Genomic DNA, 22,663 nt, shown 5'->3' on the forward strand with positions numbered 1-22,663 from the left:
AATAAGGATAAAGAACACTCGGCGATAGACTATCGCTAGCGACATTCTTGTTTGCCATCATAGCATTTAATTTGTGGAGAAAAAGGAGAGAAAATAATTGAAAACACTTGCTATTATTTTGTTCGTGGTGATGTATATTCTGATGATCACATTACCGAAGAGGCGTGCTATTGTAGCACTGGTAACAGCCGGAATATTCGTGGCGACAGGAATCCTGCCATTCACACAGGTATTCGGAGCAATTGACTGGAATGTTCTGATGATGATCTTCGGAACCATGGTAATTGTGGATTATTTCATCGAATCCAAGATGCCAAACAGGATTGCAGAGTGGCTCTTAAACCTGGCACCCAACGTAATGTGGGTAACCATTCTGATGTCTCTTTTCTCTGGATTCATATCAGCGTTCATCGATAACGTAGCAACTGTCCTCATGGTAGCGCCTGTTGGACTGGCTATCTGTAAGAAACTTAAAATATCACCTGTTCCTATAATCATCTGTATCGCAGTTTCTTCAAACCTTCAGGGAGCTGCAACACTGGTAGGTGATACCACTTCAATCATGCTTGCTGCAGCTGCAGGAATGGACTTCAACGACTTCTTCTGGATGCAGGGACATCCTGGAATCTTCTTCGCTGTTGAGCTTGGAGCTCTGGCAACAGTGCCTATTATGATGGTTATGTTCCGCAAGGATAAAGAGCCTGTGAGCTCCGATGAGCACACTATTGTAACAGACTATGTTCCTACAATCATGATGCTTGGACACGTAGTTCTGTTGATCCTGGCTTCATTCATTCCAAATAAGCCAGACGTAACAAATGGTGTTATCTGTATGGTTTGCGGAATCATCAACATAGTATGGGAGATCTTCCTTTCAAAGGGAACAGACAGCATGTGGCATTCACTTAAGGCGATCGATTACGATACAATGCTGCTCCTTGCAGGCTTGTTCTGCGTAATCGCCGGAATCACAAATGTTGGTATCATCGACGAACTGGCACAGCTCATTGCCAGCGCCGGAAAGGGCAATATCTTCCTGCTCTACACCGTAATCGTGTTTGGTTCAGTGGCAATCTCGGCATTCATCGATAACATACCGTATGTAGCTACCATGCTTCCTGTGCTGGCCAGTCTTTCAGTCGTAATGAACGTAAGTCCACTGCTTTTGTACTTTGGACTTCTGATCGGTGCAACCCTTGGCGGAAACCTTACACCAATCGGCGCATCAGCTAACATCGCTGGCGTTGGTATGCTCCGTAAGGAAGGCTACGAAGTATCATTCAGTGATTTCATGAAGATCGGCGTACCTTTCACACTGACAGCTGTAATTGCAGGTTACCTGTTCATCTGGTTCGTTTATGCATAAAAAAGCCCCTTGCATTTATAAATGGATTCGAGTAGAATGATTTTGCACAATTTATTAATGGCTTTTTAGTAAAAGAAATTTAGGAGTAATACAATGGGATCTTTAAAGGATTTATTCTTTGGAAGTGATACAGAAAGAGAGGCTAATAATATGTCAAACGAAGAACTTAAGAACGAGACAAGCGCTGAGAACACAGCTGATGGAAATCTTATAGATGCGAGCATGCTTGTAGGTGATATCATCACAAAGCATCCTCTTGCAGCACAGTTCCTTATGGAGTGTGGAATGGGATGTATCCATTGCCCAGCTTCACAGATGGAGTCACTGGCTGAGGCCTGTGCAGTGCATGGCATCGATGGCGAAGAGATCACAGACGCTCTTAATGATTACCTGATGGAGCATAACGCATAAGACTATAAGTTATCAATAACATCAAAAGAAAAATGGACCCCTGGAAGGCCGATAAAGGCAGTCCAGGGGTTTTTTAAACAGAGTCAAAAAATCATGTCCGTCATTCGAAGTTTTAAATCTGAAATTATTCTATAAAAAGTATGTTTTTTTGCGAAAATATAATTGTTAAAAGAGATTTTTGATCGATTTGAAGCTATAATTAATAGTGACTTTTTGTGTGGAAACCTTAGCAACAAGGATGGAGCTATGACAGTAGGAAACGCCTGGTCATTGGACATAAAAGCTAAACATGAGCACGATTTTCGCCGCACCATTCTGATCGTTGACGACGAGCCGGTTAATCTGCGCCTTCTTGGGAATATCCTTGGGGGCGAGTACGACACGCTTTACGCTCAGACCGGGGAAGAGGCTTTGAATGAGATCAGAAATCACAAGGATTTTTTGTCTCTGGTGCTGCTTGATCTGTACATGCCTAAAGGAAATGGCTACATGGTCCTTGATGCCTTAAGGGAGAGCGAGGACCTTCGAAACATTCCCGTGATCGTGTTTACCGCGGAGAAGAATGCAGAGGTGGAGAGCCTGAAAAAGGGCGCTGTGGACTTTTTAAACAAGCCCTATGACAGCCCGGAGGTCATTAGGGCCAGGGTCAGTCGCGCTATAGAACTGTCAATTGGAAGTAATATCATTGGAGCAACAGGTATAGACAAGCTCACGGGGCTTATGACCAGGGAATATTTCTTCCAATACTGCCATGAGTACGACAAGTTCCACCCGGATCAGGAAGTGGACGCCATAGTGGTGAATTTCAGCAAGTTCCACCTGGTCAATGAACTGTACGGCCGAAGTTTTGGTGATAAGGTGCTTCAGGGAATTGCTGATGGGGCAAGGACTGTGGCCAGGGCCTGCGGAGGCGTTGCATGCCGCCACAATGCTGACTGTTTCTACATTTACGTGGAGCACCAGGAGGATTACGACCAGATAGTCCAGACAGTGGATGAGAAGCTGTCGTCAATCATGAATAGCAGCGATGTGCACCTTAGGATTGGTGTATATCCTGACATATATCACTCAGTGAACCTGGAACAGCGCTTTGACAGGGCGATTCAGGCCAGCAACTCAATTTCCAGGAACTCTAACCAGACACTGGTTGCTGTTTACGACAATCGGATGCATGAAAAAGAGCTTTATGAGGCGAGACTACTTGGCGATATTGAGAAAGCTCTTTTGGAAAATCAGTTTAATGTAGTGTTCCAGCCAAAGTATGACATCACAGGAGACAAGCCAAAGCTCTGCAGCGCCGAGGTGCTGATAAGGTGGAAGCATCCGGAATTTGGCTTCGTCCGCCCGGATTTCTTTATCCCTCTCTTCGAGGAGAATGGTCGGATAAAAGAGCTGGACCGTTATGTGTGGCGTGAAGCTGCCAGGCAGGTAAAGCGTTGGAAAGACATGTATGGGGCTTCAATCCCGATATCTGTCAATGTTTCACGAGTTGACATCTTTGATCCGGACCTTCTGGAGTTTTTAAAAGAGATGGTGGCTGAAAACGGCCTTACTACTGAGGATATCCACCTGGAGATAACGGAGACTGCCTACACAGACAGCGTTACCACCATCATTGAGGTGGTTAACAGCCTAAGGGACGCAGGATTCAAGGTCGAGATGGATGATTTTGGAAAGGGCTATTCGTCCCTTAACATGCTCACATCCCTTCCAATAGATGCCCTGAAGCTGGATATGGCCTTCATAAAAGACATTGCGGAGAACAACAAGGAAATGAGCATGGTGGAATTCATCCTGGAAATCGCCAGATTTCTGAAGGTTCCAGTTATAGCCGAGGGCGTGGAGAGCCAGGAACAATTTCTTTTGCTAAAGAAGGCAGGCTGCGATATCATTCAGGGCTATTATTTCTCAAAACCGGTAACAGCCAGCGAATTTGGAAGGCTCATTGAAAAGAATGCATGAAACATCTTGCTTAGAAAGGAGCAGGCGTTATGACAATAGATTCCTTAAGGGGTTATGGTGCAAACGTGGAGGAAGGCCTTGAAAGATGCATGGGCATGGAGGACTTTTACATTGAGATGATCGAGCTGGGAATGGCGGATGAGAGGTTCGAAAACCTTGGTCCACAGCTGGATGCGGGAAATCTTGAGGAGGCATTTGAGACCACCCATGCGCTTAAGGGCGTCATCGGAAACCTGGCTCTGACACCGCTTTACGAGACTATCTGCGAGATCACAGAGCACCTTCGCGCCAGCGACCAGATTGACTACAAGCCATTATATGATAAACTCTTAGAGCAGAGGAAGCAGATCATGGATCTGTAATTATGAAAAGAGATTTTGCTGTTTTGGGGGTAACACATGGAAAATGAAGAGAATAAGCAGACGGGTGAGGAGCAAAAGGCCGAAAACAAAAATCCCATCTACTACATAATTGAGCATATGCCCGAACTGGACCTTTGGGGGAGAGTTCGGGTTCTTTTTAGGTGGCTGTTTCTTGGTGGAATAACAGGTGTTGTGGTTGGCTGCATTGGCGCGGCTTTTTCAAAGGCTATCCTTTTTGCCACTCAGTTCAGGACTGATCACGACCTGATAATCCTGGGGCTTCCCGTGGCGGGACTTGTGATAGTTGCCATGTACAGGGCATGTAAAGATTACGAGGACAAGGGCACGAACCTTGTGATCAAGTCCATTCAGGAGGGAGAGAATCTTCCTATCACAAAAGCTCCGCTGATCTTCATTTCCACTACCATAACTCATCTTTTCGGCGGATCCACAGGCCGTGAGAGCGCTGCCCTTCAGATGGGTGGAAGCATTGGCTTTAACCTTGGAAAGCTTTTCAGGTTAAAAGAGGGAAACGAAAAGATCATTACTATGTGTGGCATGAGTGCTGCATTCTCAGCTCTTTTTGGAACGCCTATGACGGCTTCGTTTATGGCCATGGAAATTGAGAATGTTGGAGTAATGTACTACTCAGCTCTGGTTCCCTGCGTTGTTTCGGCGCTGGTGGCTAAGGGCATCAGTTCAAGTCTAGGAGCTGTAGGGGAACAGTTTGTTGTCAATGTTATTCCTGTTTTTAATCCCTATAATGCAGTGTTCACCGGGGTTCTGGCTATTCTTTGTGCGATACTGAGTGTTATTTTTTGCGATGTCCTTAAATTCTCCGGAAAAACCTATAAAAAGCTTCTGCCCAATCCTTATATAAGAGTGTTTGTTGGCGGATGTATCGTTGTGGCGCTGACATATATGTCAGGAACAAGGTATTACAATGGTGCCGGAATGAACGTTATTGAGATGGCACTTCGCGGCGAAGCGCCATATTACGCCTTCCTTTTGAAAATCATCTTTACAGCTCTGACTCTTGGTGCAGGCTACAAGGGCGGTGAGATCGTGCCAGCCCTTTATATTGGAGCAACCTTTGGGTGCCTGTACTCCCAGCTTTTGGGGTTTGAGCCGGCCCTTTGCGCTGCTATCGGAATGGGAGCATTGTTCTGTGGAGTAACCAACTGCCCTATTTCCTCGCTGTTCATATGCTTTGAGCTGTTTGGCTTCAAGGGAATGCCATATTACCTTCTGGCAATTGCCCTTAGCTACACTTTCTCAGGGTATAGTAGCCTGTACAGCAGCCAGAAGATCATGTATTCCAAGTTCCACAACAAGTACATCAACAGGGAGACAAAGTGAAAAAGTATCGTGAAGCGCTTACGGCAGTTCTTGCCATTGCGCTTATCTACATAGTTTTCTATATAGTGGGGGTGGGATGTCCTATAAAGTTCCTTACGGGCATATCCTGCGCAGGCTGTGGCATGACAAGGGCTTATCTGTCTCTTTTGCGCCTTGATGTGGCAGCGGCCTTTCATTATCATCCCCTTTTCCCACTTCCGCCGCTGGTTCTTCTATTAGTTCTTTTCAGGAAAAGAGTTCCCGACAAAATTTATAAGCTGATGCTGTTTACAATAACAGGCGTATTTCTTATAATATACCTGTTGCGGCTTTTTGATGCGACGGACACGGTAGTTGTTTTTGAACCCACCAGGGGTTTTATCTATCGGATATTTGAATTTTTAGGGAGGATACTTAAAAATGTTTTGTAGTAATTGTGGGGCACAGATTGGTGAAGGGGAGAAGTTCTGCCCTAACTGTGGGACGCCTGTTGGCGCCGGATCTGAAGTAAAGAAATTCGTAGTGCCTGAAGAGGGCATTCCACAGGGCGAATCAAGCGGATTTAACCAGAATGCAGGAAACGCTGCAAATGGTGCATATGAACAGGGAATAGGAAATGGTGCAGGAAGCGGAGCAAATTCCGGAAGCTTCACCTATGCAGGCCCAATGGGAATGATCCCTCGTAAGACAGACAGGAGCTTTTGGCTGTACCTGCTTCTTACATGGGTAACATGTGGAATTTATAATCTGATCTTCATGTATGAGGTCATCAGGGATGTGAACATTGCCTGCGAAGGCGACGGAGAGGAAACTCAGGGGCTCTTGGTTCTGATTCTTCTTTCCATAGTAACATGTGGTATCTATACCTTTATTTGGTATTACAAGCTGGGGAACAGGCTTTCAAAGAACTGCAAGAGATATGGCTACAATGTATCTGAGGACGGAGTCACAGTTCTTTTATGGATGATCTTAAGTTCATGGCTTTGCGGAATCGGAACCTATGTGGCTAAGTACATCATCATCTCACAGACAAACATGGTCTGCACAGGCTACAACAGGGCTAACGGACTGGCCTGACAGGACAAAACACCCTCTGAAAAATAATTTCTAAAAAAATATCAAATTTTATTAAATTTTGATAAACTTTGTGCTATTATGGTGTGGAGGGGTATTTCAAAACCTTCGGAATTTCAATCAAATGTTTGACAAAAGAGAAAGGAGCACCTGTTATGTCAAGCCAGTTGCGCTATTCTCCGTTTAAGCCAAATTTGAAGACAGCCGAAGTATTTGCATGGGGCGATCCGGAGTACAATTTGTTTGACCAGCTCAATGAGAAATATGAGCAGAAACACCCAGAATTCTGCCATTTGTCCACATATGAGAAGATGGTCATCAGGCAACAGATTCATCATGAAGCCATAGGGCTGACACCACTAAATCTTATAATGGATTTTGTCGAAGATCCGCAATTCGATGAGTTCAGAGCAGTGGAAAATCTGTAAAAATTAATGGAATACTATTGCTGCCAAGCAACTGAAACGCCATGGGTTTTTCATTAGGGAAGGCCCATGGCGCTTCTATTGCATTAATAATTTATGCTTGTTACAATTAATTGCATAGAGGGGGTTCACTTCATGCTTAATCTTATGTATGTGGGGATTGCTTTTTCGCTGGTGTTTTACGTGGTGTTTGGTGTGGCTATCCGCTTCATGGAGCTGACCGATAAGACCAGGAATAATGCAAGACTTCTGATTCTTGTAACTTCCATGATGATTTTTGCAATATCAGGTGCTATTGCCGGAGTCCTTAATCTCAAACTTGGGCTTTACGTTCTCGGCATTTCTTTGATTGTGCTTTCGCTCGTGGCGATTCTCTTCGTGCTTTCCATACTGGTTGAACTTCATCAGATTAAATTCAGAGTGCGCATGCGCAGGTTCATGGTTCTTTTTGACGTGGTGGACAAGTTCCGCACTGAGGGCAAGAGCCACGAGGAGATCATGTCTTACCTTACAAATATTCAGAAGCTTTCATTTAAGGAAGCATCTGATTTTATGGAGTTCATTTCCGACCCTACCAACTACCAGTTTTTGGCTGATGTAAACGCCAAGATACAGGAGGCCAAGGTCCTTAAGAAGGCCGAGACAGATTATTTCATGTGATAGTTCTTTTGCCCGGGCGTGAGCCTTATAATATGAAAAGAGCTTACGGTGACTCTCAGGATTATCCTGGGGGTCACTTTTTTGCTTTAAAGTATTGACTTTTTAAAATAATTATTTTAACTTAGGATATAACATTGTATACAAATATACATTTGATTGAGGAGGATTTGTTTATGAAGAAGTTTAATAAAGTAGTTAGTACTGTTATGGCTTCTGCTCTGGCAATGGCAATGCTCGCAGGATGCGGCGATGGAGCTGCTCAGTCTGCCGGATCAGGAAGCGGATCATTCAAGATCGGAGCTATCGGACCTCTTACAGGCGCAGCTGCTGCATACGGAAACGCAGTTGTTAACGGCGCTCAGATCGCTGTAGACGAGATCAACGCTGCAGGCGGAATCAATGGTTATCAGATAGAGTACAAGAGCGAGGATGACGAGCTCAACGCAGAGAAGTCAGTTAACGCTTATAACAGCCTTAAGGACTGGGGAATGCAGGTTCTTGTTGGATCAACAACTTCTGCTTGCTCAATCGCTGTTTCAGAGAATACAAAGGCTGACAATATGTTCCAGCTTACACCTTCAGGATCTGCTGAGGACTGCGTAAAGTATGACAATGTATTCCGTGTTTGCTTCTCAGATCCTAACCAGGGTATTGCTTCAGCTCAGTACATCAGCGATCACAACCTTGCTACAAAGGTTGGTATCATCTATGACAACTCAGACGTTTATTCTTCAGGTATCTACCAGAAGTTCGTTGAGGAATCAGCAGGCAAGAACTACGAAGTAGTTTCAGCTGAGGCTTACACACAGGACAACAACACAGATTTCTCAGTTCAGCTCCAGAAGGCTAAGGACGCAGGTGCTGATCTTGTATTCCTTCCTATTTATTACTCAGATGCAGCTCTGATCCTTACACAGGCTAACACAATGGGTTATGCACCTACATTCTTCGGTGTAGATGGTATGGACGGAATCCTTACAGTTGAGAACTTCGACACATCACTGGCTGAGGGACTTATGCTTCTTACTCCTTTCGCAGCTGATGCTACAGATGATCTTACAGTTAACTTCGTTAAGAAGTACAAAGAGAAGTACGGCGAGACTCCTAACCAGTTCGCAGCTGATGCTTACGATGCAGTATTCATCATCAAGACAGCTATGGAGAAGGCGAACGTAACACCTGACATGAGCGTTTCTGATATCTGCGATGCAGTTAAGGGTGCTATGGTTCAGATCGAGGCTTCAGGTCTTACATCATCAAAGATGACATGGGCAGCTTCTGGTGAGCCTAACAAGGAGCCTAAGGCTGTTGTTATCAAGGGCGGCGTATACGTTTCAGCTGAATAGAGCACTTGGTGAGGTCCTTTCGAACCTAGTGCGAACCATGGGCGGACACTTAACGAGGTTTTGTCGAGTTTAGTGTAGCGACCAAGAGTGAGCGCTACTTTACATTAAGAATTATAATATGGATCAACTTCAGCAAGGGATGCTGTCACAGGCCTCCCTTGTTTTACATTTGAGCGATAAGCTTTAAAATGATAAAATATATCAAGTGTTTATCTTATTAGTAGGGAGGAGTTTTGTGGGATGAGTTTTCTTACCTATCTCATTAACGGATTAAGTTTAGGGAGTATATATGCCATAATCGCTCTTGGATACACCATGGTTTATGGTATTGCCAAGATGCTGAACTTCGCTCATGGCGATTTCATCATGGTGGGCTGCTACATTATCTTTTCAGTGAGCGCAGCCATGTCAGGTAATTCTGTGGTGGGCATCATTGTGGCGATCATACTGTGTACGCTTCTTGGCGTGACAACTGAGTTCGTGGCCTACAGGCCTCTTCGCGGAGCAGCTTCACCTCTGGCGGTTCTGATCACAGCTATCGGTGTGAGCTACCTTCTTGAAAACATCGCGCTTCTTATCTACGGCGCAGATATCAAGTCATTTTCATCAGTAATTTCATGGGAAGGCCTATCTTTTGCAGATGGCCAGCTGAAGATCCAGGGCGTAACCATTATTACAATCCTTGTGAGCGTGGTTATCCTTATTGCTTTGCAGCTGTTCATCAACAAGACCAAGCAGGGACAGGCCATGCTGGCAGCTTCTGAGGACAAGGGCGCAGCTACTTTAATGGGTATTAACGTCAACAGGACAATTGCTCTTACATTTGCAATTGGTTCTGCTTTGGCGGCCATTGCGGGAGCGCTTCTTTGCTCAGCTTATCCTTCCCTTTCTCCATACACCGGCGCAATGCCCGGAATCAAGGCCTTCGTTGCAGCGGTTCTTGGTGGTATCGGATCTATCCCCGGAGCAATGATTGGCGGGCTGGTGTTGGGCATAGTAGAGATTCTCTCAAAGACCTACATTTCATCACAGCTTTCCGATGCGATTGTATTTGGAATTCTGGTTGTGGTGCTGCTGGTTAAGCCGACCGGAATATTGGGTAAAGTAATACAGGAAAAAGTTTAAAGGCCTGAACTTAGTGAGGCCCCTCACGAACTTAGTTCGCGCCTTTGTTTTGGCGACACATGCCTATGCATGTGGAGAGCAAAACCTCATTATTATCCTGGAATTCGCACAACTTCCTGAAAGGTAGCAAATATATGAACAAGACGACAAAATCAAATCTCATTACATATGGCATTGTCATCGGAGCCTACATCATCGTTGAGATCCTGATGCTGACCGGCAATCTTTCAAGCCATCTTAAAGGTCTTTTGGTCCCAATGACATATTATGCGGTTATTGCAGTAGCCCTGAACCTCTGCGTAGGAATTCTGGGTGAGCTCAGTATTGGACATTGCGGATTTATGTGCATCGGAGCATTCTCCAGCGCCTTTTTCTCAAGGGCAACAGAGAACGCAATCCCTACTGTGCCAAGATTCATACTGGCTTTCATTATTGGAATCGCTTTCGCAGCGCTCTTTGGCTTCCTTATTGGAATTCCGGTACTTCGTCTTAAGGGTGACTACCTGGCGATCGTTACACTGGCTTTTGGTGAGATTATCAAAAATGTCATCAATGCTCTGTACATCGGTATCGACGGCAAGGGCTTCCACTTTACAATGAAGAGTTCCATGGATCTTGGGATGGAGCCTGACGGCGACATTATCGTAAACGGAGCCATGGGAATCACCGGAACACCGCATAATTCTAGCTTTACGGTGGGCATTATAGTGCTGCTGATAGCTCTTTTCATCGTTCAGAATCTCGTAAATTCCAGGGACGGCCGTGCGATCATGGCTATCCGTGACAATTATATCGCCGCAGAGTCAACAGGCATCAACGTTACAAGCTACAAGATGATGGCGTTCACCATTTCTGCAGCAATTGCAGGGGCGGCAGGAGTTCTTTTCTCCCATAACATCACCACTTTGACGGCTTCATCACAGTACTTCGGGTTCAATGCGTCAATCATGATCCTGGTTTACGTGGTGCTTGGCGGAATCGGAAATATCAGGGGAAGCGTTATCGCAGCATGCATCCTGTACCTGCTTCCTGAGCTGCTCCGCGGCTTCAACACCTACAGAATGCTGATCTATTCGATCGTTCTCATCGTGATGATGATCGTGAACTGGTCGCCGAAGGTTATCGAGTGGCGTAAAAAGACCTTTGGGCGCATTAATCTTCCCTGGCGCAGGGCAAAGGAGGTGGCTTAAATGGCGCTTCTGGATGTAAATAACTTAAGCATTTCTTTCGGCGGCCTTAGGGCTGTTGATAATTTCAATATTACTATCGAGAAGGGCGAGCTTTACGGGCTTATCGGACCTAACGGTGCTGGAAAGACAACAGTTTTCAACCTTCTGACTGGTGTGTACAAGCCAAACGAAGGAATTATCAGGCTTGACGGCGAGGATATTACTCGCAAGAACACCATTGAGATCAATCATGCAGGTATCGCAAGGACTTTCCAGAACATCAGGCTTTTCAAGAACATGCCTGTTATCGACAACGTTAAGGTTGGGCTTTCCGAGCGATTTAAGTACAGCGCCCTGGAGGGGATGCTGCATATTGGCAAGTACAGCAAGGTTGAGAAAGAGATGGATGCAGAGGCAATGCGGCTTTTGAAGGTCTTTGATCTGGACGGGGAGAGGGATACTCTGGCGGCAAACCTTCCTTATGGTAAACAGCGTAAGCTGGAGATTGCCCGTGCCATGGCTACAAACCCTAAGCTCCTTCTTTTGGATGAGCCGGCAGCCGGCATGAATCCTAATGAGACAAAAGAGCTGATGGACACAATTGCACTTGTTCGCAGGGAGTTCGACATGACGATCCTTCTGATCGAGCACGACATGAAGCTGGTTTCAGGTATCTGCGAGAAGCTGACAGTGCTTAATTTTGGCCGTGTTCTGTGTCAGGGCGAGACCAAGGAAGTGCTGGCTAATCCTGAGGTTATTACGGCATATCTTGGAGAGTAGAGCACTTGCTGAGGTTCTTTCGAAGCTAGTGCGAACCTTGGGTGGCCACTTAACGAGGTAATGTCGAGTTTAGTGGAGCATCCCAGTGAGTAGGCTGAGAGGACTTGCTGAGGTTATTATAGAAGATTTGAGGTGTGATATATGGCTGATTCAATTTTGACGGTCAAAGATTTAAGTGTATATTATGGCGTGATCCAGGCCCTCAAGGGCATCTCTTTTCACGTAGACAAGGGCGAGATTGTGGCCCTCATTGGTGCAAACGGTGCGGGAAAGACAACAACTCTTCATACTTTGTCAGGACTCATAAATGCTGATAAAGGACAGATCGATTACAAGGGCTGGGATCTGATCAAGGAGCCAGGGCACAAGATTGTGAGCCTTGGAATGGCGCAGGTTCCTGAGGGGAGACGAGTTTTTGCAGAGATGACCGTGCTTCAGAACCTGAAGATGGGAGCTTTCACGAGAAAGGACAAGGTTGAGATGGAAGGCACATTGCAGACCATCTACAAGAGGTTCCCAAGGCTTGAAGAGCGTAAGAACCAGCTGGCAGGAACACTTTCAGGCGGTGAGCAACAGATGCTTGCTATGGGAAGGGCTCTGATGTCCCATCCTGATTTGATCCTTATGGATGAGCCATCCATGGGACTTTCACCGATTTTCGTTAATGAGATCTTCAGCATCATTGAGGATGTAAATAAGGATGGAGTGACAGTTCTTTTAGTAGAGCAGAACGCAAAGAAGGCTCTTTCTATCGCAAATAGGGCTTACGTCCTTGAGACAGGCTCCATTATCAAGGAAGGCGATGCAAAAGATCTGCTGAATGACGAGGATATTAAGAAGGCATATTTAGGTGAGTAGAGCACTTGCTGAGGTCCTTTCGAGGCTAGTGCGAACCATGGGGGGCCACTTGACGAGGTATTGTCGAGTCTAGTGGAGCATCCCAGAGTGGGCAGAGCGACATTTATATTTATTGGGAGGGATACATGAAGCGCAACATTACAATTACGATTGCAAGGCAGTATGGAAGCGGCGGACGTACCGTTGGTGAGATGCTTGCCAATGATATAGGAGTTCATTACTACAACAACGAACTGATCAAGCTTGCTTCAGAGGAGAGCGGTATCAGTGAGTCTCTTTTCCTGGAGACTGATGAGAAGTGCAGAAATACCGGATTTTTCAGGAAGTCTATAGATGTGTATCAGGGCGGACTCATCGGCCCTGACAGCAAGGATTTCACTTCTGAGGCGAACCTTTTCAATTATCAGGCCAAGGTCATCAAAAAGCTTGCTGAGACCAGCAGCTGTGTTATTGTTGGCCGTGCAGCTGATTTTGTGCTGAAGGACTACAACAATGTCCTTAGTGTCTTTGTTCATGCGCCCCATGACTTCCTTGTGGAGCAGGCAGCCAAGGTAAAGAGTCTTCCTCATGATGAACTGATCAAATTCATGGCCAAGGAAGACAAGTACCGTGCAGAATACTACGAGCACCACACAGGTCAGAAGTGGACCGACGCCATGAACTACGATCTGTGCCTCGACAGCAGCAAGCTCGGTTTCGAGAAATGCGTAGAAGCCATCAAAGCCCACGCCAGAGTGAGGTTTGGTGACGATATATTTGATTAATGCTAATGAAAATTTTATGCCCCTGGGATCAACAGCGATTCCAAGGTCATGAATAATCATCGAAAAAAGAGCGCCTCTTTTTTTAGGAGCGCTCTTTTAAATGTTCTTCTATTTTCTTCTTAATTTTCTGCTCAACCATAAGGGCAATGTCCACAGTCTTCATCCCTTTATAGTCCTCATAATAGATGGGATCCAGGTAGTAAACATAGGTAGTGACAGGGCCCTTATGTGGGCTGTTGTATACTTTATAGGAATCTATCAGTGCCACAGGAACAATGGGACACTTGGACATCTGAGCAAGCTTAAAGCTTCCGGCCTTAAAAGGCTCAACAATATTCCGATTGTCTTCCTTGTAACCACCTTCCGGGAAGAGGATGAATTTCCTGCCTTCTTCCACTATCTCTTTTGCCATTTCCTGGAATATCGTAAGGGTCTGACGAAGATTGTCCATCATCAGGCGCTTGCCGTCCACCAAAAGAAGGAACTCATTTACCAGAATAATGTGGGACTTTTTCTCGTCCATAACAAAGGAACAGGGCTTGTCGTGGGCTGTGAAAATCCCGGGAACATCGTACTTGCCCTGGTGATTGGGGTACATTACGTAGCCCCCCTCCTTGGGAAGCTTCTCCTGTCCGTAGGCGATGGTCTTGTAACCTGAAGACTTGTTCATCTTCTCCACCATCTCCTGAGCTATGGCGTAGCGCTCTTCCATGGAATGGCGCTCCGGATGCCTCAGCCAAATGTGTGTCTTGGTGACGTAATAGATGATCCTATGCAGGTTTTTTATAATTGTGCGGTAATAATTTGTCATTAAAAGAAATCTTTCTAATTATTTTTAAAGCTTCTCCATCAGAGACTTGAAGCCGTATTTCTCAAACTGTTCTTTTGCCTTTTCCTTGTCAAAATTCAGCTTAAAATCGTCAAGTGCCTGTGGGATGGGGTAATCCTTGCGGATCTGAGCTAGCTCTTTTGATAAAAGAGCCATATCCCTGTATTCAACCAGAGCCTTCATGGGGCTTCTTGAGATTCCCAGGTCTTCTTTCCAACTTGTGGCAAGTGCCTTCAGCTCTTTATCTCCATTGCAGGCATCAATCGCCTCATAGATACCCTCAACGGTGCGATACTTGGCAAGGAGCGGAATTGCTGCGCTGCTTACGCCCTTAACTCCAGGGATGTTGTCGCTGGCATCACCCTGAATCCCCTTTAAATCAGGAATCTGGCAAGGATCTACGCCGTACTCTTTAAGGCAAAGAGATGGTGAAACCTCAAAAGCCTTATCCGGGATGCTGGTCATCTTCCTGTTCCAACCAAACTCCGCGCCATACTTGGTCTGGAGCTCGTCCGCCGTCTCCTGCTTGGTCTGCACCAGCCAAACTCTGGTGTATTCACTCACAAGCTGCAGGTAATCATGGTCTTTGGTGATGATAAAAGAGGGAATCTCTTTTTCAAATTTATTGACCACGCTTCCCACGATATCGTCTGCCTCGAAGTGATCATCGTACATTACGGCAAAACCAAGGGCCTTTAGCATGTCCTCCATGTTCTGGAACTGCTCCTTCAGTGGCTCCGGCGTATCGCCTCGATTGCCCTTGTAATCCGCATACTTCTCACGCCTGAAGGTGTCTCTGGTGGTGTCGAAGGCGAACATCATGTGAGTGGGCTGCTGTTCTGCCATGATTTTCAAAATGGTCCGCATCATACCGTACATGGCGTTGGTATACTGCCCCTTGTCATTATGCATTATCTGGGAAAAGAGCTTTTCCTTCTTCTCCGGGTCTTTTTCAAAAAGCAGCGCCTTTGGCAGGTTCCCATAGTAATTGGTCACCAGCATCGAGCTGCCATCTATAAGGATGAATTTTCCTTGATTATTGGTCATTTGCTTGGCCTCGTTTTTTGTTTTCTTTCTACAATATTATATATTTTTCAAGACTATATGCGCAACATTTAGTGTATAATTGTTATAAAGATATCTATGACCACAAATTGTAGTGCTCAGGAAATAATTGGCGGCACTAGTGCAATGGTGGCTTATTGTATTGATAGGAGAAGGGAATGAGTTTCGACATTTCGAAGCTGACAAATGCAGTCAACAAGTACCTTAATTCAATATCAGATGTTACTTCTGCAGCCAGGCGTGCCTCCCAGGAGATAGAGGATCGTACCCGTTTTGCAAATGAGCTTGGGGACGCCATCAAGCAGAACATGACCAGTCGCCTCAGGGACAATGCTGCTACTGAAATTCCCGACATCTCCGCGCAGATTCAGAATGAGATCAAGCAGGCTACCAGCGGCTTTGATGCTACCATAGAGCAGATTAATGGGGCCTTTGAGGCAATCAAGGAGTCTGGCGGGGCTTCAAGCAGTAAGCAAGGGGCCGGGGCAGAGACAGGTTCGACTTCAAGTTCTGCTAATGGTCTGGAAAGTATGGCAAATGCTTACCAGGCAGCTGCGGCTGTCAATTCAGGCGTTGGCTCATCATCTTCCAGCGCATCAAATTCTACTCTGAATGCACTTTCTTCTGGCAACCGCGATGCATACTCAGGTCTGCTTAGTACCGAAGCACTGCAGGAGCTTTCCAAGTCCCAGTACTTTTCAGCAAATCTGCTTCAGAGCTCACTTTTCGATGTCCTTAATGGTGATGAGGAAAAGAGCTCTTCCGGAAGCTCAGCTTTTGATTCATTGTCACTTTCAGATCTTAACATGAATTCGCTTTTGGCTTCATCAGGGCTTACGTCATCAAACGCGACCGAGGCGTTGGCAAGTCTGTTTACAGGTAGCAGCAGTTCAGCCAGCACTTCAAGCATAGCGGCTAACGCTGCAAACCTCATTGCTGGACAGTCCACATCCAACTCCGCTACCAGTAAAGCGGTGCAAACAACAGCCAATTCTGTCGACAGCATTACAGCTTCTGGAACAGCAGTTCAATCCACAAGCACCCAGAGTGACCTTGCCAAGGCCCTCATTAAAGCTTACACCAGCAATAAGTCAGCCCTTGGCGCTACCAGCATTTGGGGAGATTTTTCGTTGTAAGAAAATCGCCTGTTTTGGCCGATATATCTTTTAACTGAGGGAAACACACATGAATACTCTTCTTGCGATTTATGCAGCTGTCATTTTCATAGCAGGCGTTATTTTCTTCACTATTGGGGAACTTAACAAAAACAAAGAGGATGAATCTGAGACATTTAAGTGGATGCGTGTCTTAGCCATCATTGGCATCATCCTGGCGATAGCCTGCGCTATTGCTGCCAGGAACATGGCGTGATAGAGCATTATTTTCTTTGAAAAAGTGCGATGGTAAAATAGGTTTGGAGGTATGACCTATGCATTTACCGGATGATTGGGATGAACCATCAATAGAAAATAAGAGCCGCTGCGACAGCTTTTTGTACGGCACCTTTGAGTATTCAGGGATTTTACCGTACCGTCTTTTTGTGCCTGAATGTAAGGAAAATGTTCCTCTTGTGGTTTTCCTGCATGGGGCTGATGCTTTCGGAAAAGACAATGAGCTTCAACTGTCAAGGCATGACATTGGTACTGTTTTTGCAGATAAGGACTGGCAGGCTGAGCACCCGTGCTATGTTCTGGCTCCTCAATGTAAGAAAGGCAAGCAATGGTCAGGGCTGTTGGACGGAAACAGAGTTTGTGCCCTGGTAAAAGATCTGCAGGGTAAATATGGAAACATAGATTCTAAACGGATTTATATTTATGGTTACAGCGCCGGAGGAATAGGAAGTCTGGAAATCCTTAAGTATCATTCAGAAATGTTCGCAGGTGCTGTGCCTATCTGTGCTGCCACAGGATGGAGAGATCTGAAGGAACTTACTAAGACACCGATTTGGCTGATTCATGCGGCTGATGATGAGATAGTGAAAGCATCTTATAGAACTGACCAGGGCCCGAGTACGCATCTTGGTTCCAGAGATATATATGAAGAGCTAAAAGATATTCACCCTGATCTGCATTACACAGAGTACAATGTTGGTGAATTGAAGGGGGAATATGGCATAAATCCACACTGTTCCTGGGTTTTGGCAGGGCGTGATGATGAAGTTAAGGAGTGGTTGTTCTCCAGGTGAAAGGTGAACTTAGAGTGTCGTACATGACTTTTGACTTCTATTTGGAGCAGGTCATGTGGGCGGAGGTTGGCCTGAGAGCAGGATTACATGACCTGAGTGATATACGGAGGAAAAGTCATGCTTGAGTGGTGGGGCAAACATAACCTGAGATTGAGTAATGATTTCCGTCTTGAGATTACGGCGCCAGCCTCCTGTTCCCAGGTTCGTTTTCGTTCAGATACACGTCATGACCGCTTTCACCACGAACTCGCCGTCTTCCTGGGAGAAGCTGGCGACGCCGCCGTACTTTTCTGCGATGGACTTGATCTGGGCAGTTCCGATACCGCTCTGGACCTCGCGGGTACTGATGGGAAGGCCGTTGGGCTGGAACTGGGTCTCCACGGCGTAAGGGTTCTGGGTCCTTAGCTTTAGCTTCCGGCCGTCGTAGCTGATCTCTACTTTCATAGCTCTATTCCCTTCTGGGAGTTTTCCCTGGGCTTCCACGGCGTTCTCAAGGGCGTTGGCCACAAGGCTGGTGAGATCAATCTCCTCCATGGGGATGTGGGTCGGAACCATGGCTTTGATGCGGGGCTTGAATCCCAGCTTTTGACACTGGGCTGTGTAGATGGTCAAAAGCTCGTTCACCACCGTGTTCTCACAAAAAGAAACCGCTGTGACCTGTTCCAGCATTGAATCAAATTCCTGCAGGTAGCTTTCTGCCCTGTCATAATCCTTGTTCTGAATGTAGCCGGCAAGAACCCTGTTAAAATGCCGGATGTCGTGCTTGTACTTTCTAATAGTCTGTTCGTTGCTCTCGTAGATGGCAAGCTGCTTCTTGAGACGGGAAGTGCGCTCCTCCTGGAGAACAGCGATCTTTTCATCGGAAACCTTCTTATCAATCTGATAGGCTGTCAGCTCGTACTCGATTACCGCAGCTGCCAGCATCACAACTATGTAGATCACGGAAAACCAGTCTGTCATGTTGTCGCCGTAGGGCTGAAGATAGCCCTTCATGGGGGTGTGAAAGCATACAAGGCTCAGGAGAAGGCCGTTTAAAGCTGCAATAGAGCCGAAGAAAGCTCCCGCCACGTAGTCCGTGATGAAGGGCGTCACCAGAATGAACAGCCAGAAGGCATCCATTCCCATATCCCAATTAGTTTCCATGATAAAGTGAAAAAACAAAATGATGCAGACCTCAAAAGCCCCAAGAATAGTGATTCTTGTGTGACTTTTGAAGATCAGCAGGTGCACCATCATCAGAGCAAAGGCGATGGCGAGACAGATGTTGGTCACAACGCCGTGATAGTAGTGCCTTGTGAGGCAGGGGATGATGGTCAAAAGGCTGTAGATAATGAACCCCGAGATCAGGATCAGGGCGGTCTTTGATTTCTGGGCGACCACCTCCTGGTGAGTCTCAAATCTTATGAGCTCATTCAGGCTGTATCTGAATTTGTGTCTGACTTGTTCTAAGGAAAAATGCTGGCCTGACATGCTGGAATCCTCCGGAAAAGAAATGTATCCATTTATACCATTATATCATACATGTATTTATTCTTTTTTAATAAAATCTTCACAAAAAACTTATAATTTACAGTGATTTTAACAACTTTATTTCGTATAAGTATACGAAGGGATGTGATAAAATTGTATTACTAATGCTGAACAATTCGGACAAATTAAATCAGGTACAGGAGGCTGATTTATGAGCAACAATAACTACTCTGTTGATCAGCTTATAGGCATTGCCATAGCTCTTTCTGCCGAGAAGGATACGTCTAAGGTCTTGGACATGATCCTTCAGGTTGCTATGCAGATAAGTCACTGTGACGCAGGAACTGTCTATGTTGTGGAGGAGGACCATCTTAATTTCCACAACTCCTATACCTATGCAAAGGGATTCGATGAGGATTCCAGCGCCAAAAAGAATACTATGCCCCCGGTACCGCTCTCCCGGGATTATATCAGCGCCTGTGCAGTTTTGGACAGGAAGAAGATAAATATAAAAGACGTCTATACCAACACCGAGTACAATTTCTCCGGTGCCATGAAGTATGACAAGATCAGTGGTTATCGCACGAAATCAATGCTGGTAATCCCTATGGAGGACGATCGGGGCGATATCATCGGAGTTTTGCAGCTTATCAATGCTCAGAACGAGGATGGGGAAGTTGTGGAGTTTCCGTCGGACCACGAGGATATCATCGCGGCCCTGGCTTCCCTTGGCGCCGTAATCCTTACCAACCGCAAGCTCTCCGAGCAGATCCTTGAGACATTGCATTCCTTCGTGAAGGTAATGGTAGAGGCTATAGAAACTCGAAGCGCCTACAATGCCAATCACACAAAGAACATGGTTAAGTATGCCGGGAAGTTCCTGGATTATATTGGCGAGATCCACGACGAGCGCATCCTTACAGAGGAAGAACGCGATTCCTACCTGATGAGTGTATGGCTCCACGACATTGGCAAGCTTGTCATTCCGCTGGAGATCATGGATAAACCCACAAGACTGGGCGACCTGGAAAAAGACATACGAAACCGTGTGAAGATTGCCTGCCTGCAGGAAGAGATACTGGGTCTTAAGGGCGAGAAGCCTACTGAGGAGGCCCAGGGCCAGATCCAGCGCATTACCGATGCCTGGAATCTTATCGAAGAATCCAATGGCAAAGGTTTTTTGCCGGATGAGGTTCTGGATAATCTCAAGGCTGCAGCCACCATTCAGGTCAGAGATGATGAGGGAAAAGAGATATCTCTTTTAACCGAAAAGGAACTGGAGGCTATCACGATCCGAAAGGGTACGCTGACAGACGAAGAGCGAAATACCATGCAGAGCCACGTTGTCTACACAGCTAAGATGCTGAAGAAAATGACCTTTAAGGGACTCTATGCCAATATTCCCGGGTGGTCCGGCGGACACCATGAATTTTTGGATGGGTCCGGCTATCCGAATCATCTTACTGCAAAAGACATACCTAAGGAAGTCAGGCTCCTGACCATAATCGACGTTTATGATGCCCTCACAGCTGAGGACAGACCCTATAAACCACCAATGCCGCCTGAAAAGGCGTTTGGCATACTTGACAGTATGGTCCAGGAGGGCAAGCTTGACGGGGAAATTTTGCAGATGTTCAAGGACAGCAAGGCCTGGGTAAAAACTGAAAAGAAAGAGAACAAGGAGGTAGTCACATGAGGAAGAGACTGTTAGCCGTAGTGATGGTAGCGCTGCTGGTTATCGCGCAGACCGGTTGTGGAGACCAGGACTTAACAGCCAGCACCATGCGAATGCTGAAACAGGAAGGAATTGTAAAGCTTTACGATTCCAACAACAAGGAGCTTTCCATCAAGGAGAATCTGCGTCTGAATTCCGGAAATTCACTGACCACAGAAGCGCAGTCCCTGGCGGGAGTTGCTCTTGATGATACCAAGACAGTTACCATAGATGAGCTTTCGAATATTCTGGTAAATCAGGATGGAAAAAAGCTGTCTATTGATCTTAAAGATGGAAGCCTGTTCTTTGAGGTTACAGAAAAGCTGGACGCTGATGCGAGCTTTGATATCAGGACATCAACTATGGTTGTAGGAATCCGCGGAACTTCCGGAATTGTAACAACCAATGATAAGGGCGAGGATGTGGTTATCGTTACTGATGGTTCCACTGAGGTCACAGCCATAGACCTTGGAACAGGTAAGACAGTTACTACAGTCTGCAATGCCGGTCATTCCGTGACAGCCCATGTTGTAAATGAGGGAAATGGCGATGAGGTTACTTTTGATGATGCGCAGGTAAAACCTTCAGACTTAAAGCCGTTTGCTACTAATATAATTGCTAACAACGAGAGACTTATGGAAGTTGTTCCTGCAGCAACCGGATGGTCTCAGGATGAGATCAGGGAAGCGAGCGAAGGCGGAGGATCTGAGTCAGGCGAGTCTGGCGCAGCTTCTACAGAAGAGCAGACAGCGGCAGCAGCTACTAGCGAGACCACAACAGAAGAAACTACTAATGCAGCAACCGGTGCTTCTTCAGAAGAAGGTGCCGGAGCGGAGGCTGGAGCTGAGGCTGCCCAGGCAGCTAGTGAGGCTTCAAGCGAGGGTCAGGCAACAGGCGCTACTAGTACAGGCGCAGCAGCTACGGCAGCTACGGCTTCTACTGCAGCAGCAACAACTAACGCAAACGCAGCAACTGCAAGAGCTATACCTGCATCAGTTGCAGGGCAGATCGTCAGCACAGATGCCAGCGGCGTAATGACACTGGTTAGTGGAGAGCAGTTTGACCCTGCTTATTATCTAAGCAGATATCCTGAATTGGCAGGTCTTGTAGGAACTGATCCATATAAGCTCCTTGAGCATTACCTGAATCACGGCAAAGGTGAGAACAGAACTGCTACACCTGAGGCCACAGATGCGATGCTTGCTAAGAATGCATCAGGCTCAGGCGCAGGTACAGGTGCTGGAGCAGGCACGGTTACCGGCACAGGCAATGGAACAACCAAGACTCCGGAGCAGCAGGCCCAGGATGAAGCTTGGGAGAAATTCCAGCAGGATCTTGCAAGAGCCCAGGCGGAAGCTGATGAGCAGGCAGCAGAGGACAGAAGGCGCGAGGAAGAGGCTTTAGCAGCTCAGGCTGGTGATAGTGGAAGCTCCAGCGAGTCTGATGAGCCATACGATCCACATAGGGATGAGCCATGGAGTGATGAGAATTACGACGAGACTGAGCCACAAGACCCGAACGGATATGATAACGGAACTACTGACCCTGACAGCGGAACAGACACAGGTCAGGATGCTGGCGGAAGTGATCAGGGAGATCCTTCCGGAGGCGGAAAGGATGACCAGAACACTGGCGGTGACACTGGTGGTCAGACTGGCGGTGAAACTGGCGGCAATACATCAGGCGGCGGAAGTGACTCGGGTCAGGGTGACGGAACCGGTGGCTGATTGTAGCCTATGAAGTAAGATGTGCCTCTTTTC

General features: G+C 46.4%; 23 protein-coding genes. 20 read left to right on the forward strand and 3 right to left on the reverse strand.

Annotated features, from left to right (window positions below; translation table 11 throughout):
* Positions 1-97: 97 nt before the first annotated feature.
* From BO18_RS09595 to BO18_RS09665, 15 genes are all read left to right on the forward strand, one after another.
* Entirely contained in the window at positions 98-1,366 is a 1,269-nt protein-coding gene (locus BO18_RS09595) for an SLC13 family permease (protein WP_034445688.1), read from the forward strand.
* A gap of 93 nt (positions 1,367-1,459) precedes the next feature.
* Positions 1,460-1,777 carry a DUF1858 domain-containing protein gene (locus BO18_RS09600; protein WP_242856541.1) on the forward strand — a complete coding sequence of 106 codons (318 nt, stop codon included), beginning with the start codon at positions 1,460-1,462 and terminating at the stop codon, positions 1,775-1,777.
* Positions 1,778-2,023: 246 nt separating this feature from the next.
* Positions 2,024-3,739, forward strand: a complete 1,716-nt coding sequence (locus BO18_RS09605) for a two-component system response regulator (RefSeq protein WP_051688626.1) — start codon at positions 2,024-2,026, stop codon at positions 3,737-3,739.
* Positions 3,740-3,768: 29 nt separating this feature from the next.
* On the forward strand, positions 3,769-4,101 hold the full coding sequence (locus BO18_RS09610; RefSeq protein ID WP_034445689.1) for an Hpt domain-containing protein: 333 nt from the start codon (positions 3,769-3,771) through the stop codon (positions 4,099-4,101).
* A gap of 36 nt (positions 4,102-4,137) precedes the next feature.
* Positions 4,138-5,460, forward strand: a complete 1,323-nt coding sequence (locus tag BO18_RS09615) for a chloride channel protein (protein ID WP_185752392.1) — start codon at positions 4,138-4,140, stop codon at positions 5,458-5,460.
* Positions 5,457-5,870 carry a DUF2752 domain-containing protein gene (locus BO18_RS09620; protein ID WP_034445690.1) on the forward strand — a complete coding sequence of 138 codons (414 nt, stop codon included), beginning with the start codon at positions 5,457-5,459 and terminating at the stop codon, positions 5,868-5,870. The genes BO18_RS09615 and BO18_RS09620 overlap by 4 nt, the downstream gene beginning before the upstream one ends.
* Entirely contained in the window at positions 5,860-6,516 is a 657-nt protein-coding gene (locus BO18_RS09625) for a DUF4234 domain-containing protein (protein WP_034445691.1), read from the forward strand. The genes BO18_RS09620 and BO18_RS09625 overlap by 11 nt, the downstream gene beginning before the upstream one ends.
* Positions 6,517-6,668: 152 nt before the next feature.
* On the forward strand, positions 6,669-6,941 hold the full coding sequence (locus tag BO18_RS09630; protein WP_034445692.1) for a hypothetical protein: 273 nt from the start codon (positions 6,669-6,671) through the stop codon (positions 6,939-6,941).
* 132 nt (positions 6,942-7,073) lie between these two features.
* Positions 7,074-7,598, forward strand: a complete 525-nt coding sequence (locus BO18_RS09635) for a hypothetical protein (protein ID WP_034445694.1) — start codon at positions 7,074-7,076, stop codon at positions 7,596-7,598.
* A gap of 173 nt (positions 7,599-7,771) precedes the next feature.
* Positions 7,772-8,944 (forward strand): ABC transporter substrate-binding protein, encoded by a 1,173-nt coding sequence (locus tag BO18_RS09640; protein WP_034445696.1) that lies wholly within the window; start codon positions 7,772-7,774, stop codon positions 8,942-8,944.
* Positions 8,945-9,184: 240 nt separating this feature from the next.
* Positions 9,185-10,069, forward strand: a complete 885-nt coding sequence (locus tag BO18_RS09645) for a branched-chain amino acid ABC transporter permease (RefSeq protein WP_034445698.1) — start codon at positions 9,185-9,187, stop codon at positions 10,067-10,069.
* Between the two features lie 134 nt (positions 10,070-10,203).
* Positions 10,204-11,259 (forward strand): branched-chain amino acid ABC transporter permease, encoded by a 1,056-nt coding sequence (locus tag BO18_RS09650; protein WP_034445700.1) that lies wholly within the window; start codon positions 10,204-10,206, stop codon positions 11,257-11,259.
* On the forward strand, positions 11,260-12,018 hold the full coding sequence (locus BO18_RS09655) for an ABC transporter ATP-binding protein (RefSeq protein ID WP_034445702.1): 759 nt from the start codon (positions 11,260-11,262) through the stop codon (positions 12,016-12,018).
* A gap of 141 nt (positions 12,019-12,159) precedes the next feature.
* Positions 12,160-12,876: an ABC transporter ATP-binding protein gene (locus BO18_RS09660; protein ID WP_034445704.1), complete on the forward strand. Its 717-nt coding sequence runs from the start codon at positions 12,160-12,162 to the stop codon at positions 12,874-12,876.
* A gap of 125 nt (positions 12,877-13,001) precedes the next feature.
* Positions 13,002-13,640: a cytidylate kinase-like family protein gene (locus BO18_RS09665; RefSeq protein ID WP_034445706.1), complete on the forward strand. Its 639-nt coding sequence runs from the start codon at positions 13,002-13,004 to the stop codon at positions 13,638-13,640.
* A gap of 82 nt (positions 13,641-13,722) precedes the next feature.
* Here the strand turns inward: BO18_RS09665 and BO18_RS09670 are convergent, their stop codons facing one another.
* A complete protein-coding gene (locus BO18_RS09670) occupies positions 13,723-14,352 on the reverse strand; it encodes a lysophospholipid acyltransferase family protein (protein ID WP_242856542.1) in 630 nt (209 codons plus the stop codon).
* 123 nt (positions 14,353-14,475) lie between these two features.
* Positions 14,476-15,516, reverse strand: a complete 1,041-nt coding sequence (locus BO18_RS09675; protein WP_034445709.1) for a 5'-3' exonuclease — start codon at positions 15,514-15,516, stop codon at positions 14,476-14,478.
* 176 nt (positions 15,517-15,692) lie between these two features.
* Between BO18_RS09675 and BO18_RS09680 the strand changes: the two genes are divergently transcribed.
* The 3 genes from BO18_RS09680 to BO18_RS09690 are packed head-to-tail and all read left to right on the forward strand — an operon-like array spanning position 15,693 to position 17,719.
* Entirely contained in the window at positions 15,693-16,670 is a 978-nt protein-coding gene (locus BO18_RS09680; protein WP_034445711.1) for a hypothetical protein, read from the forward strand.
* 49 nt (positions 16,671-16,719) lie between these two features.
* Entirely contained in the window at positions 16,720-16,905 is a 186-nt protein-coding gene (locus BO18_RS09685) for a hypothetical protein (protein ID WP_034445713.1), read from the forward strand.
* Positions 16,906-16,963: 58 nt separating this feature from the next.
* Positions 16,964-17,719 carry a prolyl oligopeptidase family serine peptidase gene (locus BO18_RS09690; protein WP_034445715.1) on the forward strand — a complete coding sequence of 252 codons (756 nt, stop codon included), beginning with the start codon at positions 16,964-16,966 and terminating at the stop codon, positions 17,717-17,719.
* A gap of 213 nt (positions 17,720-17,932) precedes the next feature.
* Here BO18_RS09690 and BO18_RS09695 read toward each other — a convergent pair whose 3' ends face one another.
* Positions 17,933-19,189 carry a sensor histidine kinase gene (locus BO18_RS09695; RefSeq protein ID WP_034445717.1) on the reverse strand — a complete coding sequence of 419 codons (1,257 nt, stop codon included), beginning with the start codon at positions 19,187-19,189 and terminating at the stop codon, positions 17,933-17,935.
* Positions 19,190-19,400: 211 nt separating this feature from the next.
* Between BO18_RS09695 and BO18_RS09700 the strand changes: the two genes are divergently transcribed.
* Positions 19,401-20,885, forward strand: coding sequence for an HD domain-containing phosphohydrolase (locus BO18_RS09700; RefSeq protein WP_034445719.1), 1,485 nt, complete (start codon positions 19,401-19,403; stop codon positions 20,883-20,885).
* A complete protein-coding gene (locus tag BO18_RS09705; RefSeq protein WP_034445721.1) occupies positions 20,882-22,630 on the forward strand; it encodes a FecR domain-containing protein in 1,749 nt (582 codons plus the stop codon). Before BO18_RS09700 ends, BO18_RS09705 begins: the two co-directional genes overlap by 4 nt.
* The last annotated feature ends 33 nt before the right edge of the window (positions 22,631-22,663 follow it).

The sequence above is a fragment of the Butyrivibrio sp. AE2032 genome, from assembly GCF_000702965.1.